This window comes from Microcoleus sp. Pol1C5, assembly GCF_036701115.1.
Taxonomy (GTDB): Bacteria; Cyanobacteriota; Cyanobacteriia; order Cyanobacteriales; family Microcoleaceae; genus Microcoleus.
This window is the reverse complement of the sequence record NZ_JAUBQE010000004.1, coordinates 112,754-128,346: the sequence shown is the minus strand read 5'-3', so window position 1 is coordinate 128,346 and position 15,593 is coordinate 112,754. Positions and strand designations below refer to the sequence as shown.

Here is a 15,593-nt window from a genome sequence, read left to right as displayed (position 1 = left end):
CGAGTCGAGCCGTGGCAGTAAAAGTCGAAGAATTACTTACAGCAGACATTAATCAGCCTGCTCGTTATCTGGGAAACGAATTGGGATCTACGCACAAGCCTTGGGACGAGGCTTTGGTGCGCTGGGTTCTCACTTACCCAGAAGTTTATGAAGTGGGTGCTTCCAATCTGGGGCACATCATCCTTTACAATATTTTGAACGCAGGGCCGAGACAGTTGTGCGATCGAGCTTATTTGCCCGCACCAGACTTGGCAGCAAAACTGCGATCGACCAAAACTCCGCTGTTTGCCGTAGAATCGAGGCGATCGCTCACAGAATTTGATATTCTGGGCTTCAGCCTCAGCTACGAACTCGGAGCCACAAACATTCTGGAAATGCTGGATTTAGCCGGCATTCCCCTAACTTGGCAAGAAAGAGCGACAAACCGCCAAAACGGTCAAATGCCGCTGATTTTTGCTGGCGGGCAAACGGCAACTTCTAACCCCGAACCCTACGCAGACTTTTTTGACTTCATCGCTTTGGGTGATGGAGAAGAGTTGCTGCCAGAAATTGGCTTGATTTTGGCAGAAGGCAAAACAAATAATTTGAGCCGAGAAGCATTGCTGCTGGATTTAGCGCAAATTCCAGGCGTCTACGTCCCGCAATTCTACGATATGGCGGCCGACGGTTCTGTTCATCCCAACCGCCCCCAAGTTCCAGAACGAATTCTGCGCCGCGTGGCAACTCCCATACCAGCTTATTCGATCGGCCTGGTTCCCTACGTCCAGACAGTACACGACAGACTGACAGTAGAAATCCGCCGGGGATGCACCCGCGGGTGTCGCTTCTGTCAGCCGGGAATGCTGACTCGCCCCGCGCGCGATGTCGAACCGCAGCAAGTCGTAGAGGCGATCGAACAGGGTATGCAAGCCACCGGGCACAGCGAGTTTTCCCTGCTTTCCCTGAGTTGTTCCGACTATCTGGCACTCCCAGCAGTGGGGATGGAAATCAAAAATCGCCTGAAAGATAAAAATATTTCTCTGTCTCTACCCAGCCAGCGGGTTGACCGATTTGACGATAATATTGCCGACATTCTCGGCGGTACGCGACAAGGCGGTTTGACTTTTGCCCCGGAAGCTGGTACTCAGCGGATGCGCGACATCGTTAACAAAGGTTTGACCAACGAAGAATTGCTGCGGGGTGTCAAAACTGCGGTCGATCGCGGCTGGGATAAAATCAAGCTGTATTTTATGATCGGTTTGCCCGGAGAAACAGATTTTGATGTTCTGGGCATTGCCGAAACAGTCCGCTGGCTGCACAGGGAATGCAGGCTACAGGGCCGGCGGGGACTGAATTTTAATTTGACAATTTCAAATTTTACGCCTAAGCCTCACACTCCTTTTCAGTGGCACTCGGTTTCTACTGCTGAGTTTTCCCGCAAGCAAAAACTCCTGAAGGGAGAATTTCGGGGGATGCGGGGCGTCAAGGTGAATTACACTGATGTGCGGATTTCGGCAATGGAGGATTTTGTCGGACGGGGCGATCGGCGTTTGGCTGCTGTAGTCCGCCGCGCTTGGGAACTTGGCGCAGGTATGGATGCGTGGTGGGAAAGTTTGGATCAGGCTTACAAAGCTTGGACTCAGGCGATCGATGAATCCGGTCTTACCTGGAAATACCGCCAAGTCGAAAGCGGCGAATGGAATCTTTTTGAGAAGGAAGAGGAGAAGGAAGAAGGAAGAGAAATGCAGGAAGATTTTCCCAATTCTCCCCCTCTCCCCCTCTCCCCCTCCCCCTCTCTATCTCTCGATCAGGCCCTGCCTTGGGATCACTTAGATACGGGGATCGACAAAAACTGGCTGAAAATTGACTTGCAAAAGGCTTTAGAAGCAGCGACGGTTCCCGACTGTTCCTTTGAAGGGTGTTCGCGCTGCGGGGTGTGCGGCACCGATTTCGGACACAATGTGGTTGTGGATGCGCTGCCAATTCCAGAGTTTGCCGGGGAGTTCGTGCCGAATACGGAGCGGAAACAGCGTGTGCGAGTTTGGTTCGGAAAGGTGGGCGATATGGCTTTGGTTGGTCATTTGGATTTGATTCGATTGTTCGATCGAGTAGTCCGCAGAGCCGATTTGCCGATTTCGTTTACCGGCGGGTTTCACCCGAACCCTCGGATTTCTCTGGCAAATGCTCTGCCTCTAGGTGTTACCAGCACTGGGGAAATTGCCGACTTTGAGCTCACTGAGTCGATCGATATTGAGAGTTTTCGGGAAAAGTTGGCCGCTAAGCTGCCGGAAAATATTCCGATTTACAAGGTTGAGTCGATCGATCTCAAGGCTCCTTCTGCTAACCAGTTGTTAGAAGCAGCGGAGTACGTAATTACTGTCGCTGTAGGGGGTTCGCTGACAGAAAATGGCGAATTAGACCGGGAAAATGCTGCTCCTGTCTCCGTGGCTCCTGATGCCAATTGGGAAGCTTGGGTTAAGACGATCGTCGAAACCGAGGCTTTTTGGCGGGTGCATACTACTAAGTCGGGAAAGACGCAGAATGTCAATTTGCGCGAAAGGCTGCACAAACTAGAACTGGTACAGCAGAAACCAGACAGCAGCACCTCTGCCTCTGGTACTACATCCGAAGGTAGAGCCGTCTTGCGCTTTACCGGGAGTTGTCGCAGCGACGGCAACTTGCTCAAGCCAGAACATATTGTTTTCATGCTCGAACAAGTCAGCCAGCAGGAAATTCAGCTTCTACAGGTTGAGCGTAGTCAGCTCATCCTGGGTTATGGTTAAGATAGGGAAGCCGTGGTGGAATATTTCACCTTCGGCTCTCGATCGGGATGTGTCGTTTCACGCTATAATCGCTTGTTATGGAAGCCGCGGCGGCTCGAGCGCTTTAGTCGCTCGCCGCCCTCGTCAACCAGCAACGCGGGCTGGGTGCAAATTGCTTCTGTTCAAGACTTCAAGCCTTTTTGTTGTACATTCACGGGCTTAATCTAGCGCCAAACCCGCAGGAGCGGGGTCTGAACCAAATTTAGCGATTAATTTCGATCGATCGACTGGTTGTCGGTGGTCGGCTTATTCAAAAATCTCACGGTTCAAACCGCAGAGCGGGTATTCAACAATAGATATTTTTGACGGGTCAAAAAACGGAGATAAGTCCCCGACTTAAGTCGTGGAGAACCAAAAGTTTTAGATTTTAGATTAAAGTTCCAGCTCCCAGATTCATCTGTGGAGTAAATCTAAAACCTAAAATCTAAAATCGACTGACCCGTCAAAAAACGGAGATAAGCCCCCGACTTAAGTCGTGAAGAACCAAAAATTTTAGATTTTAGACTCTAGTTCAATCTCCGAGATTCATCTGTGGAGTAAATCTAAAATCTAAAATTTAAAATCTAAAATCGACTGACCCGTCAAAAAACGGAAATAACCCCCGACTTAATTCGTGGAGAACCAAAAATTTTAGATTTTAGACTCTAATTCAATCTCCGAGATTCATTTGTAGAGTAAATCTAAAATCTAAAATTTAAAATCTAAAATCGACTGACCCGTCAAAAAACGGAAATAAGCCCCCGACTTAATTCGTGGAAAACCAAAATTTTAGATTTTAGACTAAATTTCAATCTCCGAGATTAATCTGTGGAGTAAATCTAAAATCTAAAATCTAAAATCTAAAATAGACTGACGAGGTTTTAGGGTTGGCAGGGGCGGAGGTTGCAGTCGAATGCCAAGCTGGGGTATGTTGAGTGCGATCGCGCAAGAATTCAACAAAAGTCTAGGCGCTTTCACTCCTACCTACTTTCCCTCAAAACCAGCCCTCTACCACCACGCAAGCGGAGTTATCAGTTCGTAGTGTTAAGTTGTGTGTTAAGAAATTGGTACGGTGTCAATGAATTTATTCGCTGAGTTCAAAGGAAGAGTTGTAAGTGTTGAATTTTGAGTATTGATTTCGCAATTCTCAACTCAAATCTCAATATTGCTGCTAACTCGATAAAAGCCTCCTTATTTCTATCTCTCAGATTTATCTGCTGAGCATAACTCATAACTCTGTACGGGCGGGTTTAACTACTTTATCTGTAACAGTTAACACTGAACAGCCAACAGTTAACAGTTAACAGTGAACGGTCAACAGTTAAATTTCCTTCCTCCCTGCACCAACTCACAGCTCATAACTCTTCAAGCTACTACTAATTACAGTCAAAGTCAGAAACACTTTTGTGCGTAAGTGTCTCTAACTTGCTGCCAGTTTTTTGAGGAAATTGAATGACAAAGCAGATAGTTATAGCAGAGCAGCATCGTATTGCTGCCGTCTTTTCAGAAGATCAAATCCAAGAACTTGTGGTAGCCACAGGCAGCCACCAAGTCAGTGACATTTACTTGGGAATTGTCGAGAATGTACTCCCTGGGATAGATGCGGCCTTCGTCAATATTGGCGACCCAGAACGTAACGGGTTTATGCACGTCACAGACCTCGGCCCGCTGCGCCTTAAACGCTCGGCAGGAGCAATTACAGAACTCCTGACCCCGCAGCAGAAAGTGGTGGTACAGGTAATGAAAGAACCGACGGGCAGCAAAGGCCCCCGGCTGACAGGCAACATTACCCTGCCGGGCCGCTATTTGGTACTGATGCCCTACGGCAGGGGAGTCAATCTCTCGCGGCGGATCAAGTCGGAAGCCGAGCGCAACCGCCTCAGAGCCCTGGCTATTTTGGTGAAACCGGCCGGGATGGGGCTGCTGGTACGCACCGAGGCTGAAGGGATGACCGAAGAAGCGATCATGGAAGATTTGGAAGTCCTCCAAAAACAGTGGGAAGCCGTTCAACTCGAAGGCGGTACTTCGCGGGCGCCGGCACTGCTCAACCGGGATGACGATTTTATTCAGCGGGTGCTGCGAGATATGTTCAGCGGTGACGTAAATCGGATTGTGGTGGACTCGCAAAATGGAATTAAGCGGGTGAAGCAGCAGTTGATGAGCTGGAATGGCGGTAAACTTCCTGCGGGAGTTTTGATCGATCACCACCGAGAGCGCGCCTCGATTTTAGAATTTTTCCGCGTTAACGCTGCGATTCGAGAAGCCCTCAGACCAAGGGTTGATTTGCCTTCGGGTGGTTATGTGATTATCGAGCCGACTGAGGCGCTGACGGTGATCGATGTCAACTCTGGCTCGTTTACTCGATCGGCGACGGCTCGCGAAACGGTACTCTGGACAAATTGTGAAGCAGCAACGGAAATTGCTAGACAACTGCGGTTACGCAATATTGCTGGGGTGATTATTGTTGACTTTATTGACATGGAATCCCGCCGCGATCAGTTGCAGGTGCTGGAACATTTCAATAAAGCTCTCAAAGCTGACAAAGCTCGGCCGCAAATCGCTCAACTGTCGGAATTGGGACTGGTAGAACTGACTCGCAAGCGCCAAGGTCAAAATATTTACGAGTTGTTCGGCCACAGTTGTCCTACTTGCAGCGGGTTGGGTCATCTGGTGCACTTGCCTGGGGAAGAAGACTTCGCCGCAGCGGTGCGGGAATCGAGCGATCGCACCGTTGCTACGTCGAACCGCGTTTTGTTGAATTTGCCCGAAGGATTGGAACGCCGCAGCTTGACGCCTGTGGCGGCTGCAACTCCTGCCCCAGTGCGGGAAGAACGCCCCCCCGAACCTGCTCGGGCTGCTTGGGAACCTCAAAGCGAAAGTTTGGATTTTGAGACTGGCAGCAACGCCTCATCTTTGGACTTGCTCAACCATCCCAGCTATCAGGATTTGGGGAACGGAACTAGACGCCGCCGCCGCCGCCGGATTGGCGAAGAGCCTTTTGCTCTCCCCGCAGAAGAGGAACCGGTACGCAGCAAGTTGCGGCTGCCGAATACTCCGAGCGCCCCCGTCGCGGATACGCGCTCTGAGTATCTGGCACCCCCCGGCATCCGGGCTGCTTCGGAGGGCTTCGGGCTGGTGAATATGGCGACTGTGGGCAGGCGCGAGGATTTCGAGCGTGTGCGTCCGGCTAAGTCTGAGTTAATGAAGCCGATGGTGGAGCCTCCAGAGGTGATTTCGGTGGAAATGACGGCGGAGGAGCAGGATGTTTATGCTCTGATGGGGGTTTCTCCTTTGGTGCTTACCGATCGCAGCGTGAAAAATCCTAAGAATGCGATCGTTTCGGTAACTCTCCCCGGAGCGGCCCCGAACAAGCCACCTTTCGAGCAGCTCGAATTTGAATTTGAAGCGGCGACGCCTCCACAGAATGTTGAGGAACCTGATTATTATCCACAAAGGTCGGTAGTTGAGCCTGCTTTTTCTGAGGATGATGATGATGATGATGATGCCCAAATTTATGGCGAGAGTTCGATCGACGAAACTGATGATTTTGATCGGATGGAGGAACCCAGCGATGTGAGGGACGAATCCTATGAACCGATCGAATCCTATGAGCCGATCGAATCCTATGAACCGATCGAATCCTATGAGCCGATCGAACTCAATGAGCCGATCGAATCCCATGAGCCGATAGAAGCCAGCCAACCCAGCCAACCCAGCGAGCCAGAGGAGCCTGCTATCAACCGTCGCCGCCGCCGCCGCTCGTCAGCCGTTGTGGATGAGTGATATGAAGTCAGAGGGAAGAAGGAAGAAGTCAGAGGGAAGAGGGAAGAAGGAAGAAGTAGAAATTTTTACTCTCTTCCCATCTTTCCATCTTCCCCTTTCCCCCTCTCCCTCGAACGCTCTAGTAATTGCGGGTGTGGATGAAGTCGGACGAGGGGCTTTGTTCGGGCCGGTGGTGGCTGCTGCCTGCATTTTGCCCGACGAAGTTCTCGATGAATTAGCAAGTTGCGGGGTGCGCGACAGCAAGCAGTTGAGTGCCGCAGCCCGGAGTCGGTTAGCCGTAAAAATCCGGGCTGTGGCGGTTGACTGTCAAGTTGGTGCGTCTTCGGTGCGGGAGATCGATCGCCTCAATATTTTGCAGGCTTCTTTGTTGGCGATGAAACGGGCGATTTTGAAGTTGAAGGTGACGCCGGATTTGTGTTTGGTTGATGGGAATCAAAGGATTCCCAATTTGGCGATCGAGCAAGAGACGATGATTAAGGGTGATGCGCGATCGATTCAGATTGCTGCAGCTAGTATTGTGGCGAAAGTTTGGCGCGATGAATTAATAGTACGTTTGGCTGTTAAGTATCCTGAATATGACTTGACAAATAACAAGGGATATGGAACAGCAAAACATAAATTGGCTTTGGAACGCTGCGGGCGATCGGCTTTTCACCGAGTGTCATTTAGTCCTTGTCGAAGATAGCTAGTTGTAGTCAATAATACAAGTTTGGTTAAAGTGAGAGGTTGCACCATTCTCAAGAACAGGTTTTTCGGCCTGTTCCACAAAGAGTGAATTTTGTTGTGGGGTGGGCAGGAGAGCCCACCCATAGAAGGGTAATTGATAATGGTGCAACCTCTCAGGTTAAGTAGAAATAATTCCACTCAAAAAAAGCGACTGTTCAAAAAGGTGCAGATTACCATATTTTACATAAAAATTAACATTCTAAAAATTACCCAAAATGTTAAAAATTGAAGGATACGAGATTCTAGATCGAATTTACGAAAGCCCAAATTCGACGGTTTATCGAGGCATTCGGGAACAGGACAATCAACCTGTTATCTTCAAAATGCTCGATCAAGATTATCCCGATCCTGCTGAACTTACCCGCTACAAGCAGGAATACGAAATTACTTGCAATCTCAACAATATCGAAGGATTTGTCAAAGTTTATAGCCTACAAGAGTATCAAAGAACTCTAGTCATTATATTTGAAGATTTTGGCGGCACTTCTTTAAAAATTTTGAATGATAACCCTATAGAAACGCCAAATATTTCATCTTTACAACACTTCCTCCGCATCGCTATTCAAACAGCAGAGATTTTAGCTCGAATTCATGCTGCCCAAATTATCCACAAAGACATTAACCCCGCCAATATCCTGCTCAACCCAGAAACCGGGCAAGTCAAAATTATCGATTTTGGCATTGCTACTGTCTTCACCCGCGAAAATCCTACCCTAAAAAATCCCAATGTTTTAGAAGGTACATTACCCTATATTTCTCCAGAACAGACTGGAAGGATGAACCGTTCTCTTGATTATCGAACCGACTTTTACTCTTTGGGCGTTACATTCTACGAACTCCTCACCGGACAACTTCCATTTGCCACTGACGATGCTTTGGAGTTGGTACATTGCCACATCGCCAAACAACCAGTACCGCCGCATCAGGTTAATCCAGAAATTCCCCAAATTATTTCTGATATCGCACTCAAATTGATGGCCAAAACAGCAGAAGAACGATATCAAAGTGCCGGCGGAATCAAAGCAGATTTAGAAGAATGCTTGAACCAGTTACAGACAAAGGGCAAAATTGAATCATTCGCCCTCGGTCGTCAAGATATTTGCGACAAGTTCCAAATTCCCCAAAAACTTTACGGACGCGAGGCAGAAGTTGCAGATTTACTAGCAGCCTTCTCTCGGATTAGCAAAAAAGAAAATAACCAGCAATCCCGTAAAGAATTAATGCTGGTTGCTGGTTATTCTGGCATCGGCAAGTCAGCACTGGTATCCGAAGTTTATAAACCAATAACTAAGGCGAGAGGCTATTTTATAGCTGGAAAATTTGACCAATTTCAGCGAAATATTCCTTACTCTGCTATTGTCAGTGCTTTCGCGGGATTAGTGCGACAACTGTTAACCGAAAGCAAAGAACAGCTTAATCAATGGCGAGAAAAATTATTAACTGCTTTTGGTGCTAACGGTCAAATTATTATTGATGTAATTCCCGAAGTTGAATTGATTGTAGGCCAACAGCCGGCATTGTCTGCATTAGGTGCAAATGAATCGCAAAATCGCTTTAATCTTATCTTCGGCAATTTCATTCGCGTATTTTGTTCAGAAAAGCATCCTTTAGTCATTTTTCTGGACGATTTGCAATGGGCCGATTCTGCCACCCTAAAATTAATCCAACTGATGATGGTGGATGCAGATACCCAATATCTATTGTTGATTGGAGCTTATCGAGACAACGAAGTCAATTCTACTCATCGCTTGATGGTGACTTTGGAAGATATCCGCTCTGAGGGAGCTACTGTTAACCAGATTACCCTAGTACCTTTAGCCCAACCACATATCACTGAATTGATTGCAGATACGTTGCAATCTGAGCGTTATGCAGTCAGAGATTTAGCAGGATTAATTCTTAAAAAAACCAGTGGCAATCCTTTCTTTATTACGGAATTATTGAAAAACTTATATACTGAAAATCTCCTAAATTTCGATTTTAATGAGCGCAGTTGGCAGTGGGATATTGTTCAGATTGAGGGGAGAGCAATTACTGATAATGTGGTAGAATTAATGGTTGGTAAACTCAATAAATTGCCGTCCACTACTCAACAGGTATTGCGTTTTGCAGCGTGTATAGGTGCAAAGTTTGACTTAAACACTCTATCAATTATTTGCGATCGCTCCCCCGCTGAAATTTTCTATGCTCTGAAAAAAGCCATTCATGCTGAGTTAATTTTTACTATCTCAGAATTAGATAGTCAACTTTTAATTCACCACTATAAGTTTGGACACGATCGCATCCAACAAGCAACTTATTCTTTGATTGACGAATCTGAAAAACAAGCCATTCATTTACAAATTGGTCGCCTGTTGCTAAAGAACAGTTCGCCCGAAACACGCTCAAAAAAAATATTTGAAATTGTCGATCATCTCAATATCGGGGTAGGGTTAATCAGGGCCGTACAGCCCCTACTAACCCATCAACAAGAGCGAAACGAAATTGCCAAACTCAATTTGATAGCCGGCCAGAAAGCCAAAGCAGCGACGGCTTACAGTGCTGCGGTTGAATATTTGAATACAGGATTAAGCCTCTTAACCGAAGATAGTTGGCAAACGCAGTATGAATTAACCCTCAATCTCTATCAAGAAATGGTAGAGGCTAAATATTTAAACACCAACTTTGACAGGGCAGAAAAATTAGCTGACGTTATCTTGGAACGAGCAATAAATCAGCTAGGCAGGGTAAAAGCTTACGAACTTAAAGTGCAAATTTATACCGCTCAAAATCAGCCACTTAAAGCAATAGAAACTGGTTTAGAAGCATTGAAATTACTAGAAATTTCTCTCTCGACAGGGGAAGATAATAACATAGAGCTGCCAACACTGATGGACTTAGAAAGCGTGCCGGAAATGACTGACGCTGCTCAACTAGGAGCCATGCGAATTTTGATGTCGATTTGTCCGTCAGCTTTATTTGCGAAACCCGGAGTTTTAGTATTAATTATTTTGACAATGGTTAACCTGACAATTCAAAAAGGCTATTCAGCTTTGGCTGCTTATGCTTATGCTGCGTATGCCGTTATCTGTTCTGGAAAAGGCAAAATAGAAACTGGATATCACGCCGGAGAATTGGCACTAAAGTTAGTAAATATATATCATGCTATAGAGCTAAAAGCTAAAATTTATAACTTATTTTGTTCTTTAGTTAAACACTGGAAAGCTCCCGCAAAAAGCAGTCTTCCTCTACTATTAGAGGGAAATAAAAGCGGACTTGAAACAGGAGATAATGAGTACGCAGGTTATTGTATTAAAGCTTATTGTGTTACCATGTTTTTGACTGGAGAAGGACTAGAATGTGTTGCCTCAAAAATGCAGCAATCCTGCGAACAATTATGGAAGCTCAAACAGGAATATACTCTTTACCAGACTAATATCTGGCGGCAAGTTACTTTAAATCTTTTGGAAACAACAGCCACCCCATCTCGCTTGCTGGGCAAAAGCTTTAACGAGGAGGAAATAATTCCCCGTTTGCTAGCCACGAAGAACCGCACGCTGCTTAGTCTTGTTTACGTAGCCAAACTAAATCTCGCTTATTTATTCAAAAACTATGCTGATGCGGTGAAGAATGCGATCGCAGCCGCAGAATACATAGATTCTCTCATGGGATTTATGTATGTTGCTCTCCATAACTTCTACTATTCTCTTGCCCTGCTCGCTCAGTATTCTCCCGATCTCATGGAAAACTTGGAGGGAGTCGAATCAAACCAAAAGCAAATGAAGCAATGGGCAGAGCTTGCCCCGTTCAATTTCCAGCATAAATACGACTTAGTAGAAGCAGAAAAAGCGCGAGTATTAGGAGATAATTGGCAAGCAGCAAAACTTTACGAGCGATCGATTCAAGGAGCAAGAGACAACGGATATATTCAAGATGAAGCTTTAGCCTATGAGTTAGCAGCGGAATTTTATCTGGTAAGCGGTATGGAGGAGATTGCCCAAACCTATCTCAAAGGAGCGCACTACGGCTATACTCGCTGGCAAGCTAAGGCAAAAGTTGAGGATTTAGAAGTAAGATATCCACAATTACAGGCAAAATCTGGGGCGATTTTTGGTAACAACACAGGCCCTATCGTCCCCAATGCTCACACTACCACAGGAGCGAGTACAGCTTTAGATTTAGCGACAGTTATCAAAGCTTCTCAAGCCATTGCTGGTGAAATTGTGCTAGAGCAATTACTCCGAAAATTGATGACAATGATGATTGAGAATGCGGGCGCCCAAGTGGGATACTTGTTGTTAGAATCTCAGGGAAAACTACTAATTGAAGCATCCGGTGCCGTTGATTGCGACACCATAAATTTATTGCAGTCAATCCCATTTGAAAGCAGTAATTTACTGTCATTATCAGTGATTAATTATGTAAGTCGCACTCATAAAGATGTTGTTTTAAATGATGCTAGTAGTGAAGGTAAATTTACTAATGACACTTATATAAAAGCCCATAAAACTAAATCACTTATCTGCGTTCCTCTGCTCAAACAAAATAACCTTATTTCAATAATTTACCTAGAAAATAACTTAGTAGCAGGTGCATTTACTCCCGACAGAGTATCGCTGTTAAAAGTCTTGTCCTCGCAAGCTGCCATCTCGCTCGAAAATGCCCAACTCTATGCCAACTTAGAAGCAAAAGTCGAAGAACGCACTCAAGAATTATCACAAGCATTAAGCAATCTCGAAGCCACCCAAGAAGGATTGATTCAATCAGAAAAGATGGCAGCTTTAGGACAACTTGTGGCCGGAGTTGCCCACGAAGTTAACACTCCCCTGGGCGCGATTCGCTCCTCTGGAGGAAATGTTTCTAAGTTCTTAAATCAAACTCTAGAACAGTTGCCCGCACTTTTTCAATCTCTTTCCCCAGAAGAAGCGCATAATTTCTTGAGTTTACTTCAGCGATCGCTCCAACAAGAAGCAAGCTTATCAACCAAAGAAGAACGCAAATTGAAGAGAGCTTTGAGAAGCCAACTGGAAGAATTAGAGATTTATAGTGCCGATACCGTAGCCGATCGCTTAGTGAGCATGGGCGTTTATAATGAAATAGATGCCTTTGTCCCTTTGTTGCAAAGATCCGATAGTTTACATCTCTTGGAAATCGCTTACAAACTTTCCGAATTAAAAAGAGGCCTCGCTACTATCAACACAGCCACAGACAGAGCCTCAAAAGTAGTTTTTGCCTTAAAAACTTATGCCCGCTACGAACATTCGGGCGAAAAAACAGCAGCCAGTATTACAGAAGGTATTGAAACAATCTTAACCCTGTATCAAAATCTACTCAAACAGGGAGTTGAGGTTATCAAAAACTATGCCGACATCCCACCGATACTGTGCTATCCAGACGAGCTAAATCAAGTTTGGACGAATTTAATTCACAATGCTTTGCAAGCAATGGATTATCGAGGCACGCTAACAATTGAGTTAACGGCTCAGGATGCCCAGGCTAAAATTAGCATTAGCGACAGCGGCAAAGGGATACCAGAAGAGATAAAAGGGAAAATATTTGACCCGTTTTTTACTACTAAGCCCGCAGGAGAAGGCAGCGGATTGGGACTAGATATTGTGAAGAAGATTGTTGACAAGCATCAGGGAAAAATTGAAGTGGAATCAATTCCTGGCAAAACTACATTTAATGTTTTCCTACCCATGAGCAGTCTATAAGCAGGTCAATGCGATCGGAAACGATATAAAGTAGTAAGTAGGTCGGATTTTGCTTGGTTCCGCCTAAGCTGCAATCTACCCCATTGGGAGTATTTCCAAAGTTAAAGCGTTTTGAGGCCCCTAACTCCGATTCAACAGGAAACGGATGTAAAACAGCAGTACCATGCGTTATGCTCAGCTAAGCTGCTACACAGATAAATTGCTTGGTTTCGACTACTGGGCAGGGGAAGAGGATTTGGCGAGCCGTTGACTTGTGACAACTTAAGATAAGATGAGGTTTACTAATACACTTTACTACTTTTGCTACTAATAACAATTAAAAAGGAGAAAAAATAGATGTCTAAACCAGTTATTTTGTGCGTTGACGATGAGAGAATGGTATTAGACAGTCTCAGGACGCAGCTAGCAGAAGAGTTTGGAAATGCCTACACCTATGAAGGAGCTGAAGATGCTCAGGAGGCTTTAGATGTAATCAGCGAACTTTCTGACGAACAAGCCCACGTTATTCTGATTATTTCGGATTGGTTAATGCCCGGTATTAAGGGAGATGAGCTACTAATTCGCATTCACAAGGAATACCCCAATGTTATTAAAATCCTGCTGACTGGTCAAGCGGATGAAGTAGCAATTGAGCGAGCAAAAAAACAGGCTAATCTCCATTCTTGCTTATCTAAACCTTGGTTGGAATCCGATTTGCTAGAAACTATTAAATCTGGTTTATCTAAACTATGAGCCAACAGGTAATTATCTGTGTTGATGATGAGAAAACTGTACTCAGGAGCCTCAAAGCAGAGTTGCAAGAGGCTGTTGGCAATGATTATATAATCGAAATTGCTGAAGGTGGGCAAGAGGCATTAGAGTTAATTGAAGAATTGCTAGAGGATGGGGATGAAATTCTTTTAATTATTTCCGACCACATTATGCCTGATATGAAGGGAGATGAGCTGTTAAAACAGGCTCATCTAATTTCGCCTAAAACTATAAAAATTATGCTGACAGGACAAGCAGATATTGGGGCGATAGCCAATGCTATCAACTCGGCAAAATTATATCGTTATATTACCAAACCTTGGCAAGCTGAAGACTTGAAATTGACGGTTAGAGAAGCGCTAAATAGTTATATTCAAGATAAACAACTCACACAACAAAATGCTCAACTTCAGCAAATAAATCAGGAGTTAGCCGAGTTAAACAGCCAGCAAACCGTACTCATTGCTAAACTACACGAAAATGAAAATCGGTTGACACAGTTTTTGGAAGCCATGCCGATTGGTGTGGGTGTGCTGGATGCGGACGGCCAACCTTACTACATCAATCGGAAAGCAAAAGAGATATTTGGTAAAGGAGTTGTGCCGGATACCAGTTCCCAGCAATTGTCAGAGGTTTATCAACTCTATCAAGCAGGTACAAATCAAAAGTATCCTACGGAGAATTTGCCCAGCGTACGCGCGTTGAAGGGGGAAAGTGCTACTGCTGACGATGCAGAAGTTCATCAAGGCGACAAGATTATTCCCCTAGAAATATTCGCTACTCCCATCTACGATCAACAAGGAAATATTGTTTATGCTATCAACACTCTTCAAGATATCACGGAACGCAAAGAAGCTGAGGCAGAGCGCAAAAAGTTTATTGAGGATCTCTTTGAGGTCAATTGCAATTTGGAACTTTCACTGGATGCAGAATTAGAAATTGCGGAGGCGACAAGTCGCTTTGTACCCAAGGAGTTTTTAGCTTTTTTGGGATGTGACAGTATTGTTGATATTAAATTGGGAGAAGCGGTGGAGTTGGAAATGTCGGTTTTGTTTTCTGACATCCGCAATTTCACTACTCTATCGGAACAAATGACACCGACAGAAAACTTCAAATTTATAAATTCTTATCTGAGTCGAATGGAACCGCTGATTGTGGAAAATAAAGGGTTTATTGATAAATATATTGGTGATGCAATTATGGCTTTGTTTAGCGAGGGGGCGGATGATGCTTTGAAAGCGGGAATTGCCATGCTGCATACTCTTGCTGAGTACAATCGAGATCGCGCTTCTCTGGGTTATGTGCCAGTTGAGATTGGGGTGGGAATCAATACTGGTTCTTTGATTCTGGGTATAGTAGGGGGAAAAAGCCGGATGGACGGTACTGTGATTAGTGATGCGGTTAATTTAGCTTCTCGGATTGAAAGTTTGACGAAAAATTATGGGGTGTCGCTGTTAATTACTCAGCAGACATTCGATCGCTTGAGGAATCCGGGTGATTATGCGATTCGGGTAATTGATAAAGTTCAGGTTAAGGGTAAGTCTGAATGGGTGACTGTTTATGAAGTTTTTGATGCAGATTTGCCGGAAGTTAAAGCGGGGAAGTTAGGGACTATAGAACTATTTACTGAGGCTTTGTCTTTGTACAATATGAAGAGTTTTAGGGAAGCTTCGGCACTTTTTGCGGATTGTTTGCGGCAAAATCCGGGGGATAAGGTGGCTCGAATTTATTGGGAAATGTGTAATTAAGGAAGAAGGAAGTTGGGCAACGAATTCGCTTTCTTCGGATGGAAGGAAGAAGGAAGAAGGAAGAAGGAAGAAGGAAGAAGCAATAAAAACTAGGGTTTCAGCGATACATAACT

Annotated in this window: 7 protein-coding genes; all 7 read left to right on the top strand. The window is 45.2% G+C overall.

Annotated elements, in window-relative coordinates; all coding sequences use genetic code 11:
* The first annotated feature begins 11 nt into the window (after nucleotides 1–11).
* The 7 genes from QUA23_RS03680 to QUA23_RS03650 all read left to right on the top strand — a co-directional run bounded on the left by QUA23_RS03680 (nucleotide 12) and on the right by QUA23_RS03650 (nucleotide 15,480).
* A complete protein-coding gene (locus QUA23_RS03680) occupies nucleotides 12–2,762 on the top strand; it encodes a TIGR03960 family B12-binding radical SAM protein (protein ID WP_333073293.1) in 2,751 nt (916 codons plus the stop codon).
* Between the two features lie 931 nt (nucleotides 2,763–3,693).
* Nucleotides 3,694–3,822: a hypothetical protein gene (locus QUA23_RS03675; protein WP_333073291.1), complete on the top strand. Its 129-nt coding sequence runs from the start codon at nucleotides 3,694–3,696 to the stop codon at nucleotides 3,820–3,822.
* Between the two features lie 410 nt (nucleotides 3,823–4,232).
* Nucleotides 4,233–6,563, top strand: a complete 2,331-nt coding sequence (locus QUA23_RS03670; protein WP_333073290.1) for an Rne/Rng family ribonuclease — start codon at nucleotides 4,233–4,235, stop codon at nucleotides 6,561–6,563.
* A 1-nt stretch (nucleotide 6,564) separates the two neighbouring features.
* On the top strand, nucleotides 6,565–7,248 hold the full coding sequence (locus QUA23_RS03665; protein WP_333073289.1) for a ribonuclease HII: 684 nt from the start codon (nucleotides 6,565–6,567) through the stop codon (nucleotides 7,246–7,248).
* Between the two features lie 256 nt (nucleotides 7,249–7,504).
* Nucleotides 7,505–12,982: an AAA family ATPase gene (locus QUA23_RS03660; RefSeq protein WP_333073286.1), complete on the top strand. Its 5,478-nt coding sequence runs from the start codon at nucleotides 7,505–7,507 to the stop codon at nucleotides 12,980–12,982.
* 336 nt (nucleotides 12,983–13,318) lie between these two features.
* A complete protein-coding gene (locus tag QUA23_RS03655; RefSeq protein ID WP_333073283.1) occupies nucleotides 13,319–13,714 on the top strand; it encodes a response regulator in 396 nt (131 codons plus the stop codon).
* The gene (locus tag QUA23_RS03650) at nucleotides 13,711–15,480 is read left to right on the top strand and encodes an adenylate/guanylate cyclase domain-containing protein (protein ID WP_333073282.1); all 1,770 of its coding nucleotides are present in this window, start codon (nucleotides 13,711–13,713) and stop codon (nucleotides 15,478–15,480) included. The genes QUA23_RS03655 and QUA23_RS03650 overlap by 4 nt, the downstream gene beginning before the upstream one ends.
* Nucleotides 15,481–15,593 lie beyond the last annotated feature (113 nt).

Excerpts from the sequence above, each read along its gene's own strand:
- QUA23_RS03665 (WP_333073289.1), top strand. The coding sequence starts at position 6,565 with ATGAAGTCAGAGGGAAGAAGGAAGAAGTCAGAGGGAAGAGGGAAGAAG.
- QUA23_RS03660 (WP_333073286.1), top strand. The coding sequence starts at position 7,505 with ATGTTAAAAATTGAAGGATACGAGATTCTAGATCGAATTTACGAAAGC.
- QUA23_RS03670 (WP_333073290.1), top strand. The coding sequence starts at position 4,233 with ATGACAAAGCAGATAGTTATAGCAGAGCAGCATCGTATTGCTGCCGTC.
- QUA23_RS03675 (WP_333073291.1), top strand. The coding sequence starts at position 3,694 with ATGCCAAGCTGGGGTATGTTGAGTGCGATCGCGCAAGAATTCAACAAA.
- QUA23_RS03655 (WP_333073283.1), top strand. The coding sequence starts at position 13,319 with ATGTCTAAACCAGTTATTTTGTGCGTTGACGATGAGAGAATGGTATTA.
- QUA23_RS03650 (WP_333073282.1), top strand. The coding sequence starts at position 13,711 with ATGAGCCAACAGGTAATTATCTGTGTTGATGATGAGAAAACTGTACTC.